The 24,374-nt window shown below is 37.2% G+C and carries 21 protein-coding genes; 15 read left to right on the forward strand and 6 right to left on the reverse strand.

Features of this window, described 5'->3' with window-relative positions; genetic code table 11:
* The 3 genes from ACP6PK_RS29835 to ACP6PK_RS29845 form a co-directional block, all read left to right on the forward strand.
* The coding region (locus tag ACP6PK_RS29835; RefSeq protein ID WP_426565165.1) for a DUF3134 domain-containing protein at positions 1-477 on the forward strand (477 nt) is incomplete at its 5' end.
* Positions 478-576: 99 nt separating this feature from the next.
* Complete coding sequence (gene mraY, locus ACP6PK_RS29840; protein ID WP_094672611.1) at positions 577-1,665, forward strand: phospho-N-acetylmuramoyl-pentapeptide-transferase; 1,089 nt, start codon at positions 577-579, stop codon at positions 1,663-1,665.
* Between the two features lie 374 nt (positions 1,666-2,039).
* Positions 2,040-2,966: a glycosyltransferase gene (locus tag ACP6PK_RS29845; RefSeq protein WP_426565167.1), complete on the forward strand. Its 927-nt coding sequence runs from the start codon at positions 2,040-2,042 to the stop codon at positions 2,964-2,966.
* A gap of 488 nt (positions 2,967-3,454) precedes the next feature.
* Here the strand turns inward: ACP6PK_RS29845 and ACP6PK_RS29850 are convergent, their stop codons facing one another.
* Complete coding sequence (locus ACP6PK_RS29850; protein ID WP_426565169.1) at positions 3,455-3,952, reverse strand: 2TM domain-containing protein; 498 nt, start codon at positions 3,950-3,952, stop codon at positions 3,455-3,457.
* Positions 3,953-4,883: 931 nt separating this feature from the next.
* On the opposite strand from ACP6PK_RS29850, the gene ACP6PK_RS29855 reads away from it, so the two are divergent.
* From ACP6PK_RS29855 to ACP6PK_RS29890, 8 genes are all read left to right on the forward strand, one after another.
* Positions 4,884-5,606 carry a DUF928 domain-containing protein gene (locus tag ACP6PK_RS29855; protein ID WP_426565171.1) on the forward strand — a complete coding sequence of 241 codons (723 nt, stop codon included), beginning with the start codon at positions 4,884-4,886 and terminating at the stop codon, positions 5,604-5,606.
* Between the two features lie 113 nt (positions 5,607-5,719).
* The gene (locus tag ACP6PK_RS29860; RefSeq protein WP_426565173.1) at positions 5,720-7,954 is read left to right on the forward strand and encodes a CHASE2 domain-containing protein; all 2,235 of its coding nucleotides are present in this window, start codon (positions 5,720-5,722) and stop codon (positions 7,952-7,954) included.
* A 138-nt stretch (positions 7,955-8,092) separates the two neighbouring features.
* Positions 8,093-8,845, forward strand: a complete 753-nt coding sequence (locus ACP6PK_RS29865) for a glycosyltransferase family 2 protein (RefSeq protein ID WP_426565175.1) — start codon at positions 8,093-8,095, stop codon at positions 8,843-8,845.
* 86 nt (positions 8,846-8,931) lie between these two features.
* A complete protein-coding gene (locus ACP6PK_RS29870) occupies positions 8,932-9,972 on the forward strand; it encodes a Gfo/Idh/MocA family protein (RefSeq protein WP_426565177.1) in 1,041 nt (346 codons plus the stop codon).
* Positions 9,973-10,156: 184 nt separating this feature from the next.
* Positions 10,157-11,005, forward strand: coding sequence for an FkbM family methyltransferase (locus ACP6PK_RS29875; RefSeq protein WP_426565179.1), 849 nt, complete (start codon positions 10,157-10,159; stop codon positions 11,003-11,005).
* 36 nt (positions 11,006-11,041) lie between these two features.
* Positions 11,042-11,584, forward strand: a complete 543-nt coding sequence (locus ACP6PK_RS29880) for an endonuclease/exonuclease/phosphatase family protein (protein WP_426565181.1) — start codon at positions 11,042-11,044, stop codon at positions 11,582-11,584.
* Positions 11,585-11,697: 113 nt separating this feature from the next.
* Complete coding sequence (locus ACP6PK_RS29885; RefSeq protein ID WP_426565183.1) at positions 11,698-12,012, forward strand: endonuclease/exonuclease/phosphatase family protein; 315 nt, start codon at positions 11,698-11,700, stop codon at positions 12,010-12,012.
* A 14-nt stretch (positions 12,013-12,026) separates the two neighbouring features.
* Positions 12,027-12,776, forward strand: a complete 750-nt coding sequence (locus ACP6PK_RS29890; RefSeq protein ID WP_426565185.1) for a Rossmann-like domain-containing protein — start codon at positions 12,027-12,029, stop codon at positions 12,774-12,776.
* Between the two features lie 460 nt (positions 12,777-13,236).
* Here the strand turns inward: ACP6PK_RS29890 and ACP6PK_RS29895 are convergent, their stop codons facing one another.
* Positions 13,237-14,055, reverse strand: coding sequence for an SDR family oxidoreductase (locus tag ACP6PK_RS29895; RefSeq protein WP_426565187.1), 819 nt, complete (start codon positions 14,053-14,055; stop codon positions 13,237-13,239).
* 338 nt (positions 14,056-14,393) lie between these two features.
* On the opposite strand from ACP6PK_RS29895, the gene ACP6PK_RS29900 reads away from it, so the two are divergent.
* The 3 genes from ACP6PK_RS29900 (at position 14,394) to gatC (ending at position 16,084) form a co-directional block, all read left to right on the forward strand.
* Complete coding sequence (locus ACP6PK_RS29900; protein WP_094677296.1) at positions 14,394-14,744, forward strand: SH3 domain-containing protein; 351 nt, start codon at positions 14,394-14,396, stop codon at positions 14,742-14,744.
* 210 nt (positions 14,745-14,954) lie between these two features.
* Complete coding sequence (locus tag ACP6PK_RS29905) at positions 14,955-15,476, forward strand: photosystem I assembly protein Ycf3 (RefSeq protein ID WP_426565190.1); 522 nt, start codon at positions 14,955-14,957, stop codon at positions 15,474-15,476.
* Between the two features lie 317 nt (positions 15,477-15,793).
* A complete protein-coding gene (gatC, locus tag ACP6PK_RS29910) occupies positions 15,794-16,084 on the forward strand; it encodes an Asp-tRNA(Asn)/Glu-tRNA(Gln) amidotransferase subunit GatC (RefSeq protein WP_426565202.1) in 291 nt (96 codons plus the stop codon).
* A gap of 37 nt (positions 16,085-16,121) precedes the next feature.
* Here gatC and ACP6PK_RS29915 read toward each other — a convergent pair whose 3' ends face one another.
* Together ACP6PK_RS29915 and ACP6PK_RS29920 are read right to left on the reverse strand one after the other, a co-directional pair.
* Positions 16,122-17,129: a glycoside hydrolase family 10-like protein gene (locus tag ACP6PK_RS29915; protein ID WP_426565192.1), complete on the reverse strand. Its 1,008-nt coding sequence runs from the start codon at positions 17,127-17,129 to the stop codon at positions 16,122-16,124.
* 274 nt (positions 17,130-17,403) lie between these two features.
* Positions 17,404-18,708 (reverse strand): homoserine dehydrogenase, encoded by a 1,305-nt coding sequence (locus tag ACP6PK_RS29920; RefSeq protein WP_426565194.1) that lies wholly within the window; start codon positions 18,706-18,708, stop codon positions 17,404-17,406.
* A gap of 384 nt (positions 18,709-19,092) precedes the next feature.
* Between ACP6PK_RS29920 and guaD the strand changes: the two genes are divergently transcribed.
* Positions 19,093-20,427, forward strand: coding sequence for a guanine deaminase (gene guaD, locus ACP6PK_RS29925; protein ID WP_426565196.1), 1,335 nt, complete (start codon positions 19,093-19,095; stop codon positions 20,425-20,427).
* Positions 20,428-20,934: 507 nt separating this feature from the next.
* Here the strand turns inward: guaD and ACP6PK_RS29930 are convergent.
* Complete coding sequence (locus tag ACP6PK_RS29930) at positions 20,935-22,125, reverse strand: GNAT family N-acetyltransferase (protein WP_426565198.1); 1,191 nt, start codon at positions 22,123-22,125, stop codon at positions 20,935-20,937.
* A gap of 265 nt (positions 22,126-22,390) precedes the next feature.
* Positions 22,391-23,569 (reverse strand): NHL repeat-containing protein, encoded by a 1,179-nt coding sequence (locus tag ACP6PK_RS29935; protein ID WP_426565200.1) that lies wholly within the window; start codon positions 23,567-23,569, stop codon positions 22,391-22,393.
* Positions 23,570-24,374 lie beyond the last annotated feature (805 nt).

Genomic DNA, 24,374 nt, shown 5'->3' on the forward strand with positions numbered 1-24,374 from the left:
GTAGTGCCACAAACGCCAGTACAGGAAACAGTAGTTCCACAACAGGTAGTGCCACAAACTCCCGTACAGGAAACTGTAGTTCCACAACAGGTAGTGCCACAAACTCCCGTACAGGAAACTGTAGTAAAACCAACGGTATCAACAAGCATTGTAGAAGCAACGGCAGAAAAAATAGTAGGAAGAGCAGTCGGAGCAATTAGCCGTAGAAATAATCAATCCAAGTCACCAACAGTCACACTCTATAATCCCTCTCTACTTCTGATACCTCGCCATGAACCTGCAGATGTAATTACTGCCCAACGAGACTCATCTCTAGTTGATTGGTTAGAATCATCAGGCAAAATGCTACCTAGAGACCCCGTTGAATCAGAGAAATACTCAGAAGAGGAAGAAGAAATCTCAGCATTAATAGCTGTAGATGACAGTTTTAATGATGATGATGTATTGGATGAAAATGCAGATGAACCAGTTGAATAAAGATTTTTGATGACCAAAAAGCTACTCGGTTATTAGCTAAATTTTCAATTTATTGATCAAATTTAAACTCTAAAAAAGTGTGTGTGCAGGAGGTTTTTTGTGCAAAATAAGCTGACTTTAAGCAAGTCTCTCACCTTATCGGGAGAAAATTTATTATTGGGTCTAGGTTTAGGATTAAGTTTATTTGCCTTGATTCTAGATGGTATGGCTAATAGGATTTTCAGTATCGGCTCTCTTACTATACCCCTAATTATTTGTGGCCTAGCAACTGTAAGTTTAGGTTATTGGGCTATACCTATACTAAGAAAGCTGAAAGCTGGACAAATAATCAGAGAGGATGGCCCCCAAGCTCACTTACAAAAAGCAGGGACTCCAACTATGGGAGGCATATTTTTTATACCAGTGGGAGTAGCGATCGCCCTGATATTGTCCAGATTTCACCCAGATGTAATAGCTGTATCTTTACTTACTATAGCTTATGGCTTTATTGGTTGGCTAGATGATTGGCAAATTTTGCAACGCAAGTCTAATAAAGGAATATCTCCGAAAATGAAACTAGCTTTGCAGATTGGTTTTGCTATTCTATTCTGTGGGTGGCTAGCATGGAGTCAGCCTAGCACAATTACTAATATTGCTTTACCTTTTGGTCTACAATTATCTTTGGGATTATTATTTTGGCCTCTGGCAGGTTTTGTTTTAGTTGCTGAAAGTAACGCTACAAATCTGACTGATGGTGTTGATGGGTTAATGGGCGGTTTGGGAGCGATCGCTTTTTTAGGATTAGGAGCTTATTTGGCCCCTACATCTTTAGAGCTGATGATTTTCTGTGCTTGCATGAGTGGTAGTTGTGTTGGTTTTGTTGCTCATAATCGTAACCCTGCTAAAGTGTTTATGGGTGATACAGGTTCTTTAGCTTTGGGTGGTGGTTTAGCAGCAGTTGCTTTACTGACTAATACTCTCTGGGTACTTTTAATTATTAGTGGAATTTTCTTAATAGAAACTCTTTCTGTAATTGCTCAAGTGAGTTATTATAAGGCAACAAAAGGACCTGATGGAGTAGGCAAAAGGTTATTTAAAATGGCTCCTTTTCATCATCATTTGGAACTATCAGGTTGGTTAGAAACTCAAGTGGTAGGAACTTTTTATTTAGTTAGTTCAATTCTAGCTAGCTTCTGCTTATTAAATTAGAAAATAGGGAACAGTTCAATAATTAATAATTAACAATTAATAATTAATTATTACCTCTTCTTGAAAAGAAGATGATTGGTTAAAAGGGCAATTTTTGTCTTTTTTATCCTTTAACTTGAAACCCTTATTTTTCGGTAATAGGGAAAATTAACTGATAGTTTATGGGTAATAGTAATAATTTATAGCGCTGTGCGCAGGCAACAGCTCATCTGGCAACAGGGGGAATAAATTGCCGATAATATAAGACTTTGAGCTGCTTGGCCTCTCCTGCAATTTGTAAATATACCAGCGCTCATTGCTATATCTTAAACTTGTGATTTGTGAAGATGTCTAATAGTCATTGAAATTTTTACCAACTTCCTTGAGTGGAGAAAATGACAAAAGTTTCTGTAGTTATACCAATTTATAATGGTGAGAAAGACTTGCCAGACTTGATAGAATGTCTGCGATCGCAAACTTATTCTGCAGACCAAGTAGAATATTTACTGGTAGATAATAATAGTAGCGATCGTAGTAGTTCGATAATTCAAGCAGCAGCAGAGTCAAAGGAAATTACAATTCGCCCACTGACAGAAAATCAGATTCAAAGTTCCTATGCTGCTCGTAATGCTGGTATTCGAGCAGCTAATAGTGAAATACTTGCTTTTACTGATGGTGACTGTCGCCCCCAACCTCAATGGTTAGAAAATTTAATTCAGCCATTTTCCGATCCTAATGTTGGTATTGTAGTTGGGGAAATACTTGCTTTACCAGGTGATAGTTTATTAGAAAAATATGCTGATAAACAAGAGACTCTTTCCCAAAAACATACTCTAGCTAATCAATTTTGTCCTTATGGTCAAACTGCTAATTTAGCTATCAAAAAGCAAGCATTTGTAGAAGTAGGATTATTTCGTCCTTACTTAACAACAGGTGGAGATGCTGATATTTGTTGGCGAATTTTACGAGAAACATCTTATCAGTTTAAATTTGCCGAAAAGGGGATAGTTAAACATCGACATCGTTCAACTTGGAAAGATTTACAAAGTCAATGGCGCCGATATGGAAAGTCAAATAAATATTTGCATGAACTCCACGGCATTGATTTAATGAGAGAGTTGAAAACAAAAGAATATGTGTATCGTTTGAGTAGATGGTTATTAAAAGAGTTACCCTTAACAACCATGAAATTAATATCAGGTAAAGCAGAATTAGTAGAGTTATTTAATACTCCTATTGGTTTGCTAAATGGTAGGGCAAGAATTATAGGTCAACAAGAAGCAAAATTATCAGAAGAAGCGCGAATAATTGACAAGTTTTAGTTAGATTATATACAGATAAATCAAAGTATTTTCTGTGGAAAATCTAGCAATTTATGATTTGCCTTAAAATCGGCTCAACTGTGCCATAATGATATATGATGAGATATTTGTAGCACAGGAATCTTGCCTGTGAAGGGCATACCTGATTTAGAGGTAATTCATTGTAAATCTTATCAGATTATGAGTTTCCTTGGCGATCGCTTTCTTAAGCAGTTAGGTCAGGGATATCTTGTTTTATTTATATAAAAAAACTCAAAAACAAGTAATATTAATTCCTTTGAATTAATTATCAAAAGATATTCTATCCTCCAACCAACTTAATACATCATCCAGATTATTAAAATCTCAAATAGCCTCATCTTTGTTGAATCAATCAGGTTATGTCATTTATTTAAAAGTAGGGAAGAAAAACTAATCCCAAATGCTTTTAATTAATCATAAAAAAAACATTCTCCTTCCCTATACTGAGCAAGTATCCTAATCCTTATTCAAGACTGTAAACTCTTGAAAAATTTATCCGCCAAAGAACCAAGAGATTGCCCTACCTGTTTCTTTAAACGCCATCTTTGAAAAGCATTTTCATAATCTTCTCCTTCAACTTGAAAAGTTTTCCAAGCATCCAAAGCTAACCATAATCCCCACAATAATAAAATTGGTAAAGACCAAGAAAGAGTATGAGCAGTTACTAAATTAAGCAGCACTAAAAAAGAATTAACAATGCCATATTTAATTGCACTTTGCTTTAATTTTTCTCGGCGAACTTGATTAAAAACTTGTTTTTCCTGGAACTCGCCCCTTTGGGTAAGCCATTTTTGTTCTGCTGCTGCTAATTCTTCAGGAGAAATACCCATCTCCTGGGCAATTTCTAATACTTGTGCTTTTGTCAGTTCGCCTCCTTCCGAACGATTTGTTAAGGCAAGTTGAAGAATTTGCTGAACATCATCTTGAGCGTAAGTTTGGGTAATTTGGTTTTGTGGGTTTGTCATTTCAGTTATCAATTATCAGTTATAAGTTAACAGTACCTCCTGCTGAATTAGGAGGTAAGGAAATCCGAAATTTCCTTTTTGATCCCTTGGAAAGGGCAGGCTATTGACCTTATTTATTGGTCACAACTCTAATACTTAAATTTTCTTAGGACTTACGCAAAGAAACCCGGTTTCTACGATAAATCCTTGTTTTGAGCAATAGACGTCTAGGAGAAACGGGGTTTATGGGTTCTCCTGCGTAAGTCCTGTTTCTAATTATTTAGATGATATATAGCAATTATAATAATTGGTGAGATACAAATTTTTGATTTTAGGGAATAGAAAATAGGGAATAGAAAAAAAGACTTTACCTCATTAATTATGATAACTACTATATTCTAGTTTGCAATAAATACCAGGAAATAAAAATGGAGGATTCCTACCTGTTAAGAGGGGAAATTTCTACTAAATATTTTCTGTAATTAACTAGCTAGCTGAAAAGTCTAGCTTAAAATCCCCCCATTCCAGAAACTGGATGATTTTTGAAACTATTTGTTACATCTTTAACAGCGCTTTTCAGATTGATGAACCACATATTCACAACCAAAATTTAGTAGGGACGTTCCATGGAACGTCCCTACGGTGGTCTACTTAAATGAAAACTGCTGTAAAGTGAATTGGTATAATAAACATAAGAATATAAACTTCTGATGTTTATAAAAAAAACCGTGAGAACTTCCCTGGAAATAAGCTAAATAGACTAGGTGAATACACAGATCAATAGACCTATCCGATAATCAAAAATAAAATCAATTATCCCCTATAAATCATCAATTCTTCCCCCCTAATCCCTAATCCATACTCCCTACTCCCTCTTTTCCAGATAGGTCTAATAGATATGCTAGGATTGCAAATATAAGTTAAATCATTTAATTAAATGGAGATGTGATTGATGATGGGAAGGCAAAATATCAAGTCTTGGGGACTTTTGGCTTTAGCTATATCTCCAATAATTGTAACTTTTTCTGGTTGGCAATTGGCAAAAGCAGAACAAACCCCAGAATTGCTAATTAGCGTAGACTTTGAAGGTGGGAAAAGATCCCCTTCAGGTCGAACCAGTGGTGGAGGTACTCGCGGTCCTAGCAAAGGCAACTTGATAGCTCTAATGCCAGGAGATGATAATGCTGGAACTACAATCAGTAATCCCAATTTTTTTGTCTATATTCCTGAACACGAAGCAGAGTCAGCAGAATTTGAAATATTTGATAAATCAGGTAAGAGTATCTATTTGAATGATGAATTAGATGTTTCTGGTACTTCTGGTATTGTAAAACTTACTGTTCCCAAAGATGTAAGTCTGACAAACAATAAAGAATATAAATGGAGGTTTGCAATAATTTTTGACCCCTGGGATCGCAGTGCTGACAAATTTGTTGAGGGAACTATCAAAAAAGTAGAAATAAGCTCACAACTGGAAAAAAGCTTAAAAAATGCTACTCCCCTTGAACAAGCAGAAATATATGCAAATGCCAAAATTTGGAATGAGACAATAGCTACCTTAGCTGAGTTACGCAATTCTAACCCTACAGAGTGGGAGGAATTATTAACGTCAGTAGGACTAAAAGAAATTGCTTCTGAGCCTTTTGTACCCTGTTGTAAACCAAAAGCAGAATAAATTGAGTTATTATGGAAATAACTACCCATAAATTTACTCGGGGCGCTCTAAGTATGATTTCATAGTACATTTGGGTAGATTAACCTGTTTTTTCTAAAAGGTGCTAACAACCGATGTTATGGAATAAATACACTCATTTTTTGAATCAATGGAATGGTGTTTGGATTACTGCACCCAGTATAACAGGGTTGGTAATCCTACTACGTTTTCTTGGTTTAATACAGTTTTGGGAGTGGCGCACTTATGATGCGTATATGCGGATGCGACCCTTGGAAAGTCCAGACAATAGAATTGCTATTGTAGGTATCAATGAAGACGACCTTAGAGCAGTTGGGCAGCCAATTTTTCCTGATGGTGTTTATGCGAAATTGCTGAAAAAATTGAAAGCAATGGAGCCAAAAGTTATTGGTTTAGATATTTATCGGGATTTACCTGTGGAACCTGGTCATCAGGAATTAGTGGAAGTTTTCGAGTCTACCCCCAATTTAGTTGCAATTAAAAAAGTAGTGGGAGATAGACAAAGAGATGTGATAGAAGGACCACCTGTTTTGGAAGAAAATAATCAGGCTGGTGCTAATGATTTAAAAGTAGATCCAGATAAAAGAATTCGACGAGGTTATTTATTTGTCACACTTCAAAATGGGCAAAATGTCACGAGTTTTGCTTCTAAGGTTGTTTTGCGTTATTTAGAGAATTTTGAGATTAGTCCCAAGACACTTGATGATAACATATATCAACTCGGAAAGACTATACTAGAGCCATTTGAAGCTAATGATGGTGGGTATGTACGCGCAGATGCAGGTGGTTATCTCATTCTTTTAAATTATCGAGGTCCTAGTCGCTATTTTGAGACTGTTTCCATGATGGATATTCTTGAAGACCGAGTACCTCCTGACTGGGGAAGCGATCGCATTATTTTGATTGGGGCGGTGGGTGAAAGTTTTAATGATTTATTCTCTACTCCCTACAGTAGTAGTTTAATTAGAACTTTAGAACCTATGAGTGGGGTTGAAGTTCATGCTAATATTATCAGTCAACTGATTGGTTCTGCTCTTGATGGTCGTTCCATGATTAAGACTTGGGTAGATATCTACGAGTGGATATGGATTTTATTTTGGTCTGGAGTAGGAGCGGCGACAACTTGGAGATGGCGGACTGCTGGTGGTGTTAGTTATTTTTCTATTTGGAAAGTAATTACGATTTTTGTTGCTGGTGGAGTTTTATTTGCTAGCACTTACATTGCTTTTTTGTGGAGCTGGTGGTTGCCTGTTGTTCCTGCGTTTCTAGGCATGACAACATCAGCAGTTGTGATTACGGCTTATATTGCTCGTACTGCTCAGGATATTCGCAAAACTTTCGGTCGTTATTTAACTGATGAGGTAGTGGCTACTTTATTAGAAAGTCCGGAAGGATTAAAGTTAGGAGGTGAACGTCGCAATATCACTATTTTAACTTCCGATCTAAGAGGTTTTACTGCTACATCAGAACGTTTACAACCAGAAGAAGTTGTGAAAATTCTGAACTTTTATTTGGGATATATGGCGGATGTAATTACTAAGCATAACGGAACTATTGATGAATTTATGGGGGATGGAATTTTAGTTTTATTTGGTGCCCCTATTACTAGAGAGGACGATCCGACAAGAGCTGTTGCTTGTGCTATTGATATGCAGTTAGCAATGGAACCTGTAAATAAACAGATGAAAGAGTGGGGTTTAACACCTTTAGAAATGGGAATTGGGATTAATACAGGGGAGGTTGTTGTTGGTAATATTGGTTCTTTGAAACGGACAAAATATGGTATTGTTGGCAGTCAGGTAAATTTAACTTATCGAATTGAATCTTATACTACTGGGGGACAAATTTTAATTTCTGGAACTACTTTAAACGAAGTAGGATCTTTAGTTAAAATTAATGGTGAAAAAGAGGTAATGCCAAAAGGAGTTAAAAAGCCAATTACTATTTATGATGTTGGTGGTCTTGGTGGTAAATATAATTTAGTTTTGAGAAAAGAAGAGGAAATTTATCTACCTCTAAAAGAAGCTATTTCTTTACATTATGTAGTTCTAGATGGCAAAAATGTTGGTGATTGTTTAAATAATGGAAGTTTGGTAAAATTATCAGCAAAAGAAGCAGAAATTCAGGGTGTAGAAGGAGAGGAAAATATCCCGCCACCTTTGATTAATATTAAACTGAATTTTGTCTGGGATGGAAAAGAAAGTGAGGATGTTTATGGTAAAGTTTTAGAGAAAAAAGCAGAAAATGGTAATTTTTATATTCGTTTTACGGCTAAACCACCAGATGTTTCTGCTAGGTTAGAATCTTTGTATAAATCGCTGCAAAGTTAATGGTTAATTTTTAGTAGTATTAAGTCTGATTGATGAGTTTTGATAGTCCAAATATATATTTGGTCTGATGTCATTTTAGGTAAAACACAGCTTTGTTACACAAAAGATGACTATAAAGAACTTAAAGATAGGTAATATATGTTAGAGTTAACAAAAAAAGCACCAAGTTATCAAAAAACAGTAAGTGTAATTATACCTACCCGAAACGAAGCTGGTACTATTGAAGATTGCATTACTCAAATGCCAAAACTAGGCAAACATACAGAAATTATATTTATTGAGGGTAATTCCTCAGACAATACTGGGGAAGAAATCAAGAGAGTTAAGAGTTTATATGAGGAGCAATGGGATATCAAAATATGTCAACAGAATGGTAAAGGAAAAGGGGATGCTGTTCGTCAGGGTTTTAACATCGCAACAGGTGATATTTTGATTATTCTAGATTCTGACTTAACTGTTCACCCAAATGAGTTAACCAAATTTTTCGAGGCGATCGTTTCAGGAGATTACCAATTAGCTAATGGATCGCGACTCACCCATTCAATATCATTGAAAGTGATGCCATTGGCAAATCAACTTGCCAATCGCTTTTTTGCTAAACTACTATCAATCATATTGGGAGTTGAAATTAAGGATGCCCTTTGTGGAACTAAAGCTATTACCAAAGAAAACTATCTCCAGATAGTTACTAATTGGGAAAACTTTGGTAAATACGATCCTTTTGGGGATTTTGATTTGCTTATTGGGTGTAAAAAACTTGGCTTAACTATTCAGGATGTTCCTGTAAAATATTTACCAAGAACTTATGGTAAATCAAATATTCAACATATCCAAGGCGGTTTCCAACTTTTAAAAATGATTTTATATACTGCTTTAGAGGTTAAGAGGTAGTTGAAATTTAGAATTTAAAATGTATAATTTAGAATTTAATTTGTAATGTTTTTGTGTCACTCATGCAGATAAATGACCAAATTATCATGCCTGATCAGCCACAACCTATAGTAATTATCGGTGCTGGTGGCATTGTTTCTGATGCCCACCTGCCAGCCTATCAGATCGCTGGTTTTAAGGTAGCAGGAATTATTGATATCAAGCAGGAGAAAGCAGCCTCCCTAGCTCAGAAATTCTCCATTCCCAATGTTTACGCCAGTGTTGAAGAGGCAGTAGCCGAGGCTCCAGCAAATGCAGTGTTTGATATCGCTGTACCAGCTTCAGCTTTGGTGGAATTGCTTCCCAAGTTTCCCCAAGGAGCTGGGATATTGATCCAAAAGCCCATGGGCGAGGATTTAGCTCAGGCACGTCAGTTATTGAGTATCTGCCGTGAACGGGAGTACACTGCGGCAGTTAATTTTCAGTTGCGCACGGCACCGCCTGTGATTGCAGCCCGCCACCTGATAGAAGAAGGTTGCCTCGGCGAGCTTCTCGACATTGAGATGCGGGTTACGGTTGATACCCCTTGGCATTTATGGGATTTCTTTGAAAACTGCCAGCGGGTAGAAATTCTTTACCACAGCATCCACTATATCGACCTCATCCGCTCATTCTTGGGAGATCCCAAGGGGGTTTACGCAAAAACAGTAAAGCATCCTGATCTAATCAAGATAGCCTCAGTACGCACGACCTTAATGTTGGACTATGGCGAGTTTGTGCGAGCTACCATTAACACTAACCATGCTCATAAGTTTGGTCTGAAACATCAGGAATCATATTTGAAATTCGAGGGCACCGAAGGAGCCATCAAGATCCGCCTGGGCGTACTGATGGATTATCCCAAGGGAACTAGGGATGAATTTGAAGTTTGCCTGTTGCAGGGGGAGGAGGAGGCGGAGTGGCAAAGCTACGAGATTCGGGGGTCATGGTTCCCAGAAGCCTTCATTGGTTCCATGTCTAGCCTGATGCGCAAGTTGGAAGACCCATCTCGCCCCTTGCCCACTTCGGTGGAAGATGCTTTCGTGACTATGTCGTGCGTCGAAGCAGCCTACCAGTCTAGCGAGGGAGGTGGCGTTCCTCTTCACTGAAGTCAAAAGTCAAAATTCAAAAGTCAAAACTAATATTTTATAGACTCAGATACCGTATTTCAAGCCTCTGGGTTTCCTAGATTATGCTGCGAAACAGCCAGAGGTACTGTTAACGCAGTTCCTCCGGAGGAGGCTAACTAATAACTAATAACTGATAATTGATAATTGATAACTGATAACTGAAATGGTAAGACTTCCAACTGAGAAAAAAATCAGAATTGCCCAATTGATTAGTAATTTGATCGTTGGGGCTAGAACAATTTTTGGGCTTTCATCAACTGCTAAAGTATATCGTCAAGGTTTAAATTGGTCTCTTGATTTAAAAGAGGGTATAGATCTTGCGATTTATTTAGGAGTTTACGAGCCAGAAACAATCAAGGAATTAAAGCGTATTGTCAAGCCGGGAGATGTTGTTGTGGATATCGGTGCCAACATCGGCGCACTAACCCTTCCTTTAGCTGAATATGTGGGAGTTGATGGACGTGTTATTGCTTTTGAACCAACCTCATGGGCTTATGGTAAGTTACAGAATAATTTATCTTTAAACCCTCATTTGCTCAATAGGGTTAGAACTGAGCAGATGATGTTACTAGAAGAGGAAAAAGAATTGCCATCTTTTGTGTATTCGAGTTGGAATTTGTCGGCGAACGAGGACAAATTGACGCACCCACAACACAAAGGAAGATTAATGACGACTGATGGGGGGCAAGGGATATCACTTGATGGATATTTCGAGAAGCATCCCTGCAAGAAAGTCGATCTAATTAAGTTAGATGTGGATGGCTACGAACTACCTGTTCTCAAAGGTGCAAGGAAACTTCTTTTACGAGATTCCCCCAAGATAATTCTTGAGATGGCTCGTCAGAATGAGGAAGAAGAAAAACAGTTAGAGAAATTGCTGGCTGAGTTAAAAGACGCTCAATATCGACTGGTACATTTAACCGCTAAATATCCAATTGTGATGACAAAGGAGGCGATCGAAAAATTATGTCCTCCGGGTGGAAGTATAAATGTTTTGGCACTTCCCCAATAAGACTATTCTTGCTTGGTAATTTAAACAGGAAATCTGATGGATATTTTGGGGATAGAAAAACTACTATATTTGATTTTTGTCATTACCATAGTCTTAGTGACTCTATGTTCTTTGGCTAGTTATTTAGGGAAGTTTCACTATCTGCTCGAACTAACTTGTCATTTGAAAATCCAATATACATTTTTAAGCTTGTTGGTGATATTGTTTTTTTTATGGGTTGGGAATTTTTTCTGGTTGTCGATCAGTTTGTTTTGCCTGATAAGCAATTTATTAGAAATAATTCCGTTTTATATTTCCCAAGATAGAATTTTTGATTCGTTTGAGCCAAAAATCAGATTTTTTCAAGCGAATGTTTTTTATAAGAACCAACAGTATGAGCGATTAATCTCTGAAGTCAAAAAAGAAAATCCCGATGTAGCTATATTTATAGAAGTAACTGATGCTTGGGCAGAAAAATTAGAACTTTTACAAAAAGATTATTCTTATTGGGTGATTCATCAAGAACAACAAATTGCTTTCAATGAAAATATAAATTTAGGAATAGCAGTTTATAGTAAGATACCTCTAAAAAATACATAAAAGATTTAGGGGGAGGACGAAAAACCGTAAGTACCGAAATCGAGATTCAGGGAAAAACTCTCTCAATATTAGCAACCCATCCCAGTTGGGGTATTGGAACAGATGGGTTTAATTTGCGGAATAAACAATTATCAGAAATTGCCAGTTATGTAGCAAATCAGAAAATCTCAATTGTAGTCACTGGGGATTTGAATATAACTATGTGGTCTCCATATTACAAAGAGTTGATTAGTAATTCTGGACTGTATAATGCACGAAAAGGCTTTGGCATGATTTCCACTTGGCCAAGCTTTTTCCCTTTATTATCTATTCCAATAGACCATTGTTTGGTAAGTCAAGATATTAGGGTTTTCAAAACAAAAAGTGGTAAAAATATAGGTTCAGATCATTTACCTTTAATCACAGATTTAGTAATTACTAATAACTGATAACTGAAATAACTATGGTACATCCAAAAGAAATATACGATTTGTTGTTAGACTATGGGAATACTAATACTCCCATAAAACAAATATTAATTGGTTTAACCTGGACTCTGTGTGAAACTGAAAGTATTGGTTTATGTATGAGTCCGGGTACAGTTACTCGCACTTTACCTTGGTCAGGAACTCTGGTAAATAAACCTGCGAAAGAGTTGGCATCCTGGTTGCGCTCTTGGAATAGCTTTGAGGCAACTGTGGGAATGGCAGCTATTAATGCTGAGATAAATGGGCGTTCCCCACTGCCAAGTCAAGCAGAACCCTTATCTCCTTACGGACCAGGAAATTTGGCAGTATTTGAATATTTTCTACCAATGATTCGTGGAAAAAAAGTTGTTATTATTGGTCGGTATCCACGGTTATCTCGTTATGAGAATGAGATGGAAATGACTGTCATCGAACGGCAACCGGGAGCAGATGACCTTCCTGACACAGCATCAGAATATTTATTACCGGAGGCGGAATGGGTATTTTTGACAGCGACTTCTATTGCTAATAAAACTTTTCCTCGGTTGGTGGAATTGGCAAAAAATTCTCAGTTAGTTTTGATGGGTCCTACTATGCCTTGGTTAGCAGAATTAAAAGAATTTGGGATTGATTATTTGGCAGGAGTTACTGTTAGTAATGCTGAAGCTTTAAGACAAACTGTTGCTGAAGGTGGAGGGGTAAGAATTTTTGAAACTGGCGTGCAATATCAAGTGTTGAAGTTGTAGTAAATTATATCAAATCCGTTGACTTTGGAGTTTGGTAGGGGTTTGGTCTCCAAACCCAAGCATAAATCTGGTTTGGAGACCAAACCCCTACGAGGCATCAATTTTACCGATAATTTCAGAATTTCATAATGCTTTGGGGCAATTTATTAACTACTGAACAGTATTAAGAAGAATTGAACCGGAAAGGGTTCTATATTTAGCTGTTTCTGAAGATACTTCTGAAGCTTTTTTTACCCTTGTATTTACTCAACTACCAGTTGCATAAATCAGAGATTATTCTGGATTTTTTTGCACCTTATAAGCGGCAATATACAGGTTTTGCTGTGTCGTAAAATTATAAGTAAGGAAGAAGTAAGTTTGTAGGTTGGATTGACGCAGGAAACCCAACAGTAATTTCTAATTACTACTAATAATAAGCCTGTATTTTTTGGGTTGCGCTGTCGCTTAACCCAACCTACTATCAAGAATTATTTGATTGTGCTGAAGTAAATAATGTTTGCCAAAATAAGGATTTATCATTATCAGGAATTTCATTTTTTCCTGTCTGATTAATTATCTCAAAAGTTTGGTTAATTGTGCAGTCTAATTTCAGAGCTTCTACACAAGCTTCAGCAACAATAATTCTACTGGTTTCACCGAGTAACTTATCTCCTTGACCAATAATAATTTTTTGACGATTTCCACTTGTTGCTTTGATTAATGTATTCAAATCGTAAGAAGTATAAGGACCATCTGTTAGTCTACCTGGTCTAATAATTGTGTAAGGTAAACCAGAACTTTTTAGCAGGTTTTCTGCTTTGAATTTACAATCTAAAACTCCAAATAAATTGAGAATTTTATAAGGAAATTGGTCGGAACGTTCAACACCTACGGAAGAAACTAAAATAAATCGTTTTAAATTAGGAGGCATCACATTAATTAAGTTTTGATTGCCTAAATAATCTGTGTTTTTGGGGTCGTTATTTCCCAACCATCTAGTTGAGGGAAAAGCTGTAGTTCCGAGACAAGAAATTGCAGCATCTATTTGTTCATTTGCCAGAGATTTTTCTAAGGATTTTTGTTCACGAACATCTCCTATAAAAATTTTAATATTTGCCGAGTTACCAAATAATTTTTTGGCTTTTTCCATATTTCTAACTATGGCAATAACTTGATAATTTTCGGCAATTAATTTGGCAACTACGATTTGACCGACTCCCCCTGTTGCACCTAAAACTAGAATATTTGCTATTTGATTTGGTTCTGGAGTTTGTTGTTCTGTTATATTTTTGTTATTCATATATATCAGTTTTGATATGCAATCCTAAATGAGTTGTGAAAAAAACTGTAGGGGTTTGGTTTCCAAATCCCCTTTTAGCTTGGGTTTGGAGACCAAAACCTTACGATACTAACATTTTTCCCCTCGGTTTGGAGGCCAAACCCCTACAATACTAACATTTTGACTAGGGTTTGGAGACCAAACCCCTACGATAAAATTTTACAATATAAGTACGGATTGCTATAGTCGTTATTATATTAATAAAGTAATTTTTTGAGAGTGATATAAGTCTTTTTATTGAAAATAAATTATGCTGGTATAATTAGATTTAAAAGTTAATCTGAACGAATAAACGAAATATGAATAACTTGAAAAAATATCTCATAAATTATGCTTTTACTTCTCTATATTTATTAGGCTTTAATACAGTTGTCCTAGCTGTTACCCCTAAAACAAAAATTGTGCCAACTCCAAAATATCAACTGGCTCAAACTCCTGTTGGTTATTGTACAGTATCAGACCCAACTGATTCACCTCTAAATGTTCGAGAAAGACCAAATGGCGAAGTAATTGACACCCTAGAAAATGGTGCAGTTGTTGCTATTGGAGTTACTGATGGTAGTGAAGGTGAAAATTGGACAAGAATTATTCGCCCAATAGAGGGTTATGTATGGGCAAAATATTTAACAGATTGTAAATATAAGTATTGAGGGAGTAGGTAGGGACGTTGCATGCAACGTCCGTACAGAATAGAGGGGAATAATTGATGATTTCTCTGCTAAAATGAACTTTATTTTTGATTATTTGAGAGGTCTATTAGATTAGAGAAATTTTTGGCCGATATTTCTGAGAAGTTGTACATACTTTTCAAAATTGTTCTACTCTAGTTTATGTACCTAAAAATATAGAGTTGTAATAATATGCCCAGAACTCAACGTAATGATAATTTCATTGACAAATCATTTACAGTAATGGCAGATTTGATTTTAAAGCTACTACCAGCAAATAATCAAGCTAAAGAGGCTTTTGCCTATTATCGTGATGGAATGTCGGCACAAGCTGATGGAGAATATGCTGAAGCTTTGGAAAATTATTATGAGGCTTTAAAATTAGAAGATGACCCTAATGACAAGAGTTATATTCTTTATAATATAGGTTTAATTCATGCTAGTAATGGGGAACATGATCGAGCATTGGAATATTATCACGAAGCTTTAGAAAATAATCCCAGAATGCCTCAAGCTTTAAATAATATTGCTGTTGTTTTTCACTATAGAGGAGAACAGGCAAAAGAAACAGGTAAGTCAGAAGAAGCAGATGGCTGGTTTGATAAAGCTGCAGAATATTGGAAACAGGCAATTAGTTTGGCTCCTAATAATTATATTGAAGCTCAAAATTGGTTGAAAACTACTGGGCGTTCAAATAAAGAAGTATTTTTCTAATTAATTAGGGAGTAGGGAGTAATTTACCAATGGATAATGGATAATGGATAATTGATAATTAATCAATTCTGCTTGATTGCCTCTCCTTTTAAGGATAGAAAAAGAACAGGTTATTTCCTTATATTCAATTCCATTAAGGTTTTAACCAGAGGTAATTATCCATTATTCATTATCAATTAATGAAAAGGAGGGAAAGTAGATAAAATTTTGGGGGAAAAGTGGATAAGGAAATAAAAATGCCTCCAAATTAAAACTTAAATTTAGTCATCTATCACGCCAGAATTTTATAGTTTGGAAAATAGGAAAAGTTACTGATGATAATAGATAATGAACAAGTGCGCAAAGTTGCACATTTAGCTAGATTAGAACTTAAACCAGAAGAAGAAGAAAAATTTACTACTCAGTTAAGTAGTATTCTGGAATATGTTGAACAGTTGAGTGAGTTAGATACAGAAACAGTACCTCCTACTACTAGGGCAATTGATGTTAGTAATATCACTCGTGAGGATCATTTGGAACCTTTTCCTAACCGAGAAGAAATTCTCTCCTGCGCTCCAGAACAAAATGGGGACTTTTTTAAAGTTCCTAAAATTATGAGTGAGGAATAGAAAAAATATCAGGGCAGCACATTTGTGTTTGCCCCTATTAAAAAAACTGTGCTAAACGACGTAGCACCAAATATTCCCAACTAAAAATCGAATACCCATAGCCTTGTTGTTTGACTGCTTCAACCTGTTTTTGCACTGTATTAAGTGAGAAAGGAACAACATTCCAGGTTGCTGAGATACCAACTCCAACTGGCACATAATAAGAAGCAGTGTAGATACCAGAATTTGATAAACTTGCTACTACCGCTTCTGGTGTTGGACGATAAACCTGCAACACTATTTCATCTACGATACCTTGTTCTACCCACCACAACCAATCTTGATTATATTTCGAGACAGCAAAGTTGTAAGGGTTCGGGGAAAGGCTAACCACCAGTTGGGGATTTTTGGCTTTGATGTGATTATACACCTTTTGGGTTAAGCTGGTTAACGCTTGACGTTGATTACTATTACCAAAAGCTTTAGGAACCGCCCAATGATCGTCTAATTGAATTCCCGCTAACCCTTCGACTTTGAGAATATCATCTATGTGACCTAAGATATATTCTTGAACTTCTCGATGAGTTGGATCTAGCCAGACATTTCCACCTTCTATAGTTTCCCCTTCTGCTGTTTTTAGCAACCAATCTGGATGTTTATTAGCAATAGCATTTCCAGGATTAAGCATCATACCATATTCAAACCAGGCATAAGGCTTTAATCCTTGACGGTGAGATTCTTGAACCGCTGCTTTGAGAGGATGAGTCAAAGGAGGACGCAACAGAAAGTGAGTAGAACTCTGAGAAGTAGGATAGAGCGTTCCTTTTAAGCCATAAACACTTAAGTAAACACGGTCATATCCTGAGAGAGAAAGGTGATGGAGAATTTCATCTAAGAATGTGGTATGATGTAGAAATGATGTGGCAACATTAGTCATCCAAATGCCCTGCATCTTCTCTTTAACTATAGGAGAACGAGGAGACGCATGATGAGTTGCCACCAACAATAAGCAAACCCCTATAGTAATGGGTAACCATCTGAAGAACTTTTTGATGATTCTTTTCATTAGACATCTCCGGAAAGTAAGCTTTACTCTTACAGCACTTTTGAGGATGGTGAGGTACATTTCAATATCTTTGTAACACATCCTTCCAGGATGTAACAAGCAGGATGCTTGTGTTACCAGGATTACTCAACAGAAAATAAAATTTTGTACCTCACTAACTCCAAAACTGCTGTAATTATAATTACAAAGGTTTGAGATTAATTTTCGGAGAAGTCTATTTTGAAGTTAAGTTTTTCTGAGTTGGTGTTTAATTGCGATCTGAATTTTTGGGTTTCTACAACACCCTCAATACACTAGGAATGCTATCAATCACATCTAATGATTGAATTTCCTCTAATGCTTCCCGGAAGTTGCCTTCTCTTACATCATGGGTGACAACAACTATTTCTGCAAGTTGATCTTGTATTCCTGTTTGTACCACAGATTCTAAACTAACATCATGCTTACCGAAACAAGTACCAAGTTTACCAATGACACCAGGGTTATCTTTGGTGAGGAAACGAGCATAAAATCTGGTGACAAGTTCTTTTATAGGTGCTATTTCACAATAGTGTTGGTGGGTGCAACTTAATAATGGATGCGGAATAGGTTCGGTTTCCGTTTGCAGAATAGCAGCAATACTCATAATATCGGAAACTACTGCAGTCGCAGTCGGACCCTCACCGGCACCAGGGCCAAAAAACATCACTTGTCCGATGGGTTCTCCTTCAATTAAAATCGCATTGTAAACATCGTTGATATTAGCGAGGGGATGAGTTTTAGGAACTAGGGTAGGATGTACTCTTAGTTCTAGTTGATCTGTGGTGGAGTTAATACTGTTGGGGTTGTGCTTGGCGATCGCTAATAATTTAATTACGAAGTCTAGTTTGTCCGCGTAGGCAATATCTGCTGCCGTTACTTGACGAATACCTTCGCAGTGAATATCTTCTAATTTTATTCGACCACTAAAAGCAAGGGAAGCAAGAATGGCGATTTTATCTTTGGCGTCTAACCCTTCCACATCAGCAGTCGGGTCTGCTTCTGCATAACCTAACTTTTGAGCATCGGCGAGAACATCTGCAAAGTCTGCTCCCTCTTTTTGCATTCTGGTAAGGATGTAGTTAGTAGTTCCGTTGACAATACCCATAACAGAATAAATACGATTAACTCCCAGAGATTCTTTGAGAGGTTGAATGACTGGGATACCACCTGCAACTGCTGCTTCTAGCATGACATAGACACCTTTTTTGTTGGCTGCCTCAAAAATTTCTGGACCGTAACGAGAAATGACAGCTTTGTTGGCAGTAACTATATGTTTACCATGTTCGATAGCTTTGAGAATCAGACTTCTTGCTGGTTCCAACCCACCGATGAGTTCTATTATTATGTCTATATCTGGGTCAGTAGCGATCGCCTCTAAATCTGTTGTTAAAATATCTGGAGATAAATTAATATCCCTAGTTTTGGATATATCGCGCACTCCCACTCGGTATATCTCCAATTCCTGAATTAAAGGATGGCGACCTTGTGGGGATAGCAAAATTTTTGCTGTCCCTGTACCGACTGTTCCTAATCCCAACAAACCGATTTTGAATCCCACGATTGTTAACCCTTACTGAATTAAGTTTTTTGAGCAAAGTTCGGCTATAATAGCTGAATATTATTTAATTTTAACAGATAAGTTGAACAAAAAAATAGTCTTTTCTGTAAGAATATTCTCTCTAGTTAAATATTTATTGGTCAGTAGTGGTAGTAAGGAGTTAGGGGAGAAGTTTGAATAGATTTTATCTTGGAACAGAGAGGAAAAAATCAAGGTTAATTTTGAATTATACCTTACTATCGGCACAAAGTTCTGTAGTTCCTACTACTTGCTAATTAATTCTGACTTCTGTTTTTGTCTTTTTAATCCTGATTCAATCTTCTTGCTTCTTCCCTCTTCCTTATTACTTACTTAAAAAAAACTATAAGCCAAATCTTAGGTAAAATGACTCAAAATACAAATATCAAAATATCGGCAATTAGAGGTTCATTTCTAGATTTTATTACTGACCCATTTTACTACCCAGAATTAGAAACTGTCCGCTATATCAATGATGGTTTAATGATTATCTCTGGAGGCATAATTCAAGAACTAGATACTTACGATAAATTAAAGTATAAATATCCGGAAATTCCTGTTACTCATTATCCAGGAATGCTAATTTTACCAGGATTTATTGATATTCATATCCATTATCCTCAAACAGAAATAATTGCCTCTTCTAGTAAACAACTTTTGGAATGGTTAGATAAATATACTTTCCCAGTAGAAGGAAAATTTAAAGACAAAAAATACGCTCAAAAAATAGCATCATTTTTTCTTGACCAACTCTTACAAAATGGCACGACAACTGCCTTAGTTTTAACTACAGTTTATCCTCAGTCAGTTGATGCTTTGTTTGAAGAAGCTGAACTAAGAAATATGCGGATAATTGCTGGCAAAATGCTGATGGATCGGAATGCTCCAGATTATTTGCTGGATACTCCAGAAACTGGTTACGAAGATAGCAAAAGTTTGATTAAAAAATGGCATGGTAAAGGGAGACTTCTATATGCTATTACTCCAAGATTTGCTATTACTTCTACATCAGAACAATTACATCTGGCTGGAGTTCTGAAACAAGAATTTCCAGATGTTTATGTACATACTCATTTATCCGAACAGCAGTCAGAAATTGAGAAAGTTGCTCAACTTTTTCCCAACAGTAAAGACTATTTAGATGTTTATGAAAAGTTTGGTTTAGTAACCGATAAATCAATTTTTGCTCATTGTATTCATCTCAGTGATTCTGAATTTGAGAGACTCTCACAAGCTGGTTCAAATATTGCATTTTGCCCCACCTCAAATCTATTTTTAGGTAGTGGTTTATTCTCTCTAAACAGACCAAAATCTGAAAATAATCCAGTCAAAGTTGGTTTAGGTACAGATGTGGGAGGTGGTACTAGCTTTTCCATGTTTAAAACGATGAATGATGCTTATAAGATTTCTCAACTACAGGGACAAATTTTATCATCTTTGAAAGCTTTTTATCTAGCTACTTTAGGAGGAGCAATATCTCTATCTCTGGATGATAAAGTTGGTAATTTTGCCGTAGGAAAAGAAGCAGATTTAGTTGTTCTAGATACAAGGGTAACTCCATTATTAAAGTTGCGGAATGGTGGCAATAATTATGATTCATTAACTGATATTGTTGATGAGTTATTTACTCTAATGATATTAGGGGATGAACGGGCAGTTAAGGCTACTTATGTCGCAGGAAATTTAGTTTATGAAATTTAAGTTTTGTAGGGTGGGTTATATAGAATCCGGTTGAATAGTCGTCATTACGACGATAGGAAGGAATCTCCGCGCACATAAGAGATTGCTATCCGTTCCGGAATGCTGCGCAAACCTTCCACTCCGTTCCAGTCGCAATGACTTGGATATAGTAATTATCCGTATTTTATATTATATCATGTCCGGATAATCAGTGATAAAAAAGTTTTTGTTCGTAGTAAAGCTCTAGCCCGAACTTATAGATGGGCTAAAGCTTTACTACAAACTTTAATTATAACTATTCAACCGGACATGATATTAGGGGGAATAATTTCAATATAATTTTTTTGAAATTTCCTATAAGTCAAATAGCTAATCAAGAATGAAAAAAAACTGTAAAATAGTACAAAAAAGTAGGCAAGTTCCATGCAAGGGACCTAAAAGGTTATCATTTTTTTAATCTGATTCATTTGTTGACTTCTCCCCGACTCCCCCACTCCCCGACTCCCCCACTCCCCGACTCCCTACTCCCTATTCCCTACTCCCTACTCCCTGACTAAAAGGTAAATCTTCATTAATTCTATCCATTTCTAGCTGTTCCATTTCATTCACTTGCCCAATGTAAGATAAAAATATTTTTGACAAACGATTATGATAAAATCTGTGCATACTATGGTTAGGTGTGGCAGGAAAACCACGGCGTTTTTTATGTCGCCCTCCAGCACCAGGATCGAAAGTATTAATACCATTTTCTATCGCCCATTGTATCGGTGCATAATAACAAGCATCAAAATGTAAACAGTCTATTTCATAATTACTACCCCAGTAACGTCCGTAAAGGCGATCGCCTTTAGTAATACAAAATGACATTCCTACTGGAAAGCGATCGTCTTCTTCACTATAACCAGCGACAAATAATACTCGATGGCGAAAGTCGTGATGTAACTGTTCAAAAAATCGCTTCGTCAAATATTTACTTCCCCACCAACCGAATTTATCGCAGGTACTCTCGTAAAAAGTATACATCTTAGAAAACAGCGCTTTTGGTATCTCATCTCCGGTGAGAGTCTGCATTTGTAAACCTGCTTTTCCTACTGCTTTACGTTCCCGCTTAATATTACGACGTTGGTTAGCATTAAATACCTTTAGGTAGTCGTCAAAAGTTTGATAACCTTGATTTTGCCAAATGTAACTATGATGGAGCCAATTGGTAAAACCATTACGTTTGATAATGGGGTGCCATTCTGGATCGACATAGAGAAAATGACATCCAGAAATACCGTGGCGATCGCAAAAATGGTCAATCTCACTGACCATCATAGCCGTTATCTCATCCTCATCTTCCCCAGGAGCAATCAAAAATCTATACCCCTCAGCAGGAGTAAAAGGCGACATTCCTAATAATTTCGGGTAATATTCAATACCTATGCGATAGGCAACTTCGGCCCATTGATGGTCAAAAACAAATTCACCTTGACTGTGCCCCTTGACATATAGTGGTGCTGCTGCTATTAGTTGCCTGTCTCGCCATACCGTTAAATGTTGCGGTAGCCATCCACTTCTACCACCTACACTACCAGATTTTTCCATATTGTGGAGCCAGTCCCATTCTAGGAAGGGTGTTTTTAATGGTTGGGCCAGAGCATCCCACTCTAGTTTAGGGACTTCTGCAATTTTACCAATCCAGGCTAGAGAATATTGAGGTTTAGGCTGTTGGATCATTGTTAACTCTCATCGACATATTTCGATATCTAAGTTAATCTATTCTTTACCGAGTTGACATTGGAAGTCAAAAGTCAGAAGTCAGAAGTCAAAAGTTAAAAGAAAAAGTTAAAAATTATTTGAAAGTTACAGAAACCGGGTTTGTGTGAGCAGATGTTAGTATTATGAGATATCTAATACAAACCCGGTTTCTTTGTCATATCCACTAGGAGATTTTTTTATCTGCAATTCCGTTAAGATTTCAACCACAGGTAATTATCCATTATCAATTAATCAAAGACCACAACAAGACCCGATTATTTCCAGAGTCAGCAATAACAGCAGTGTTGCCACAAACAGATATTCCATACGGCCAACACAAACTTTGCCTAGTCGGATATAAACTCAAAGCATTTTCACCCTTACTTTTAAAATCAGGTTGACCAGTCAATGCTACCGCTGGAGTTCCCATTTCCGCAACATCCTGCCAACCTAATAACCGAGAATTGGCTGTATCAGCAACAATCAAGCATTCACCAACCGCAGTGACACCATAAGGCATACTCAGACTAACAGCAGAAGGAAAATAAACCCCTTGATTTAACTGTACTGTATCAAATTGAGATTGACCAACAACCACAGCACAAGGTTGATTATTCTCAGTGGGGATACCATCCCAAATCATCACCCGGTTATTGCCAGCATCAGTAATAACCAAACGTTCGCCCCAAAAAGTAATTGCATGAGGCCAACGCATACTCGCTGCCGTTGCCTCACCCCCACCATTTTCATCACGACAACTCATATTAGCTTGCCCCAAAACCAGATCAGCAGGTTGCCCATTAATCTCTGGTAACTGCTCCCACATCAACACCCGACGGTTGCCCGTATCTGCAACCCATAGTTTACCTTGATGACAGATAACACCATAAGGCCAGTGCATTCGGTCAGCAGCAGTTTCCGAGTTGCCTCGGTTGGGTTCATTTCCAGAAAAATCTGCTTGACCTAAAACGATATCCGCAGGAACATTATTATCTTCTGGTAGTTGTTTCCAAATTAACACCCGATGATTCCAAGCATCTGCCACCGCCAACCCTTCCCCATAAGCACAAATACCAGTGGGAACACTAACAGTTGCTGCTGTTGTTTGACCGTTGGCGTTTTGCCCCTCTTGAGAAAAGTCTGGTTGTCCGATAACCCAGTCTGCTGGTTGTGCCTCAGTTTCAGGGCGTTGTCGCCATCCCAATAACCGATGATGTCCGGTATCTGATACCCATAAAGGACCTGTTTCGGAGATGAGGCAAGCGCCACGAGGTCCGAACATTGTGGTTGTACTGGGTTTGAGTGGTACAACTAAAGAATCGGAAGATACTGCACCAAGAATGATTTCTGCACCGTTAGGGTTGAGAATATGTTGGTTTGTTTCTGGGTTTTGATGAGGGTAGATTTTAGGAGATGCTTTCATAGAATTTTAAGATTTTGAGTTTCAGTTTCCTGATGGATTAGTATTCCATTATACAACAATTCTGTGTTATCAATGAAAACAAATATTAACAGGACTTACGCATAACCCCCATATCTAGTAGGTAGGGCCGTTTCATTCATATCGTGAGTTAACAATTTAAGGAGAACGGGAGATGTTTAGGAGCAGAAAATAGAGAAATTAGCCATATCAGTGCCGATTTTTCAGCTTCGGAGTGTCATTGAAGTAGCACTCAGCACTCAGCAGTCAGCTATTAGCTTTTCACTGTGTATAATGGGGGATACTCTAGAGTTGCCGCTCCGCGTCTTATAACCCCCACGCAAAGCGCACCAGCAATTTTTCTCTCCTCTTGTGGGGGACTTAAACCCTCGGATTTTAGCGCTCCTGCTAAATGCTGGCAAGCTCCGCATGACCTAAGGAAAAGCTAATAGCTAGTTAAACTCTGTCTAAATATCTGGTTCAATGGCCTCAAATAAAAACTATTCGTATTTTTAACCTTTAAGAATAATTGATGAATATTGGGGATGCCCTGTGGGTAAAGCGTGGAAAATTCTCCCCTGCTCCACTGGAGCTGGAGCCTTAAGCAAGAATGAAACGGCCCTGCATATCTAGTAGGGGCGTTTTCCCTGCCACAATACCTAATACTAAGTAGAATAAATCAACAGATAGAGCTATTTTGCTAATGCTACACAAACATTTTGCAAAGCAAAAGACACTCTCTATAATTTGCGCTATAGAACCCCTGAAGGGATCTATTTAAAATTATAGATTGAGAGTAGGGGAGTAG

The organism is Dapis hubbardiae BLCC-M172 (assembly GCF_050016015.1).
GTDB lineage: Bacteria > Cyanobacteriota > Cyanobacteriia > Cyanobacteriales > Microcoleaceae > Trichodesmium.

Coding starts and splice junctions, on each gene's coding strand:
- ACP6PK_RS29880 (WP_426565181.1), top strand. CDS start 11,042: ATGGATATTTTGGGGATAGAAAAACTACTATATTTGATTTTTGTCATT.
- ACP6PK_RS29890 (WP_426565185.1), top strand. CDS start 12,027: ATGGTACATCCAAAAGAAATATACGATTTGTTGTTAGACTATGGGAAT.
- ACP6PK_RS29905 (WP_426565190.1), top strand. CDS start 14,955: ATGCCCAGAACTCAACGTAATGATAATTTCATTGACAAATCATTTACA.
- ACP6PK_RS29895 (WP_426565187.1), bottom strand. CDS start 14,055: ATGAATAACAAAAATATAACAGAACAACAAACTCCAGAACCAAATCAA.
- ACP6PK_RS29935 (WP_426565200.1), bottom strand. CDS start 23,569: ATGAAAGCATCTCCTAAAATCTACCCTCATCAAAACCCAGAAACAAAC.
- ACP6PK_RS29850 (WP_426565169.1), bottom strand. CDS start 3,952: ATGACAAACCCACAAAACCAAATTACCCAAACTTACGCTCAAGATGAT.
- ACP6PK_RS29855 (WP_426565171.1), top strand. CDS start 4,884: ATGATGGGAAGGCAAAATATCAAGTCTTGGGGACTTTTGGCTTTAGCT.
- ACP6PK_RS29875 (WP_426565179.1), top strand. CDS start 10,157: ATGGTAAGACTTCCAACTGAGAAAAAAATCAGAATTGCCCAATTGATT.
- ACP6PK_RS29900 (WP_094677296.1), top strand. CDS start 14,394: ATGAATAACTTGAAAAAATATCTCATAAATTATGCTTTTACTTCTCTA.
- ACP6PK_RS29845 (WP_426565167.1), top strand. CDS start 2,040: ATGACAAAAGTTTCTGTAGTTATACCAATTTATAATGGTGAGAAAGAC.
- ACP6PK_RS29865 (WP_426565175.1), top strand. CDS start 8,093: ATGTTAGAGTTAACAAAAAAAGCACCAAGTTATCAAAAAACAGTAAGT.
- ACP6PK_RS29870 (WP_426565177.1), top strand. CDS start 8,932: ATGCCTGATCAGCCACAACCTATAGTAATTATCGGTGCTGGTGGCATT.
- ACP6PK_RS29860 (WP_426565173.1), top strand. CDS start 5,720: ATGTTATGGAATAAATACACTCATTTTTTGAATCAATGGAATGGTGTT.
- ACP6PK_RS29930 (WP_426565198.1), bottom strand. CDS start 22,125: ATGATCCAACAGCCTAAACCTCAATATTCTCTAGCCTGGATTGGTAAA.
- guaD (WP_426565196.1), top strand. CDS start 19,093: ATGACTCAAAATACAAATATCAAAATATCGGCAATTAGAGGTTCATTT.
- ACP6PK_RS29915 (WP_426565192.1), bottom strand. CDS start 17,129: ATGAAAAGAATCATCAAAAAGTTCTTCAGATGGTTACCCATTACTATA.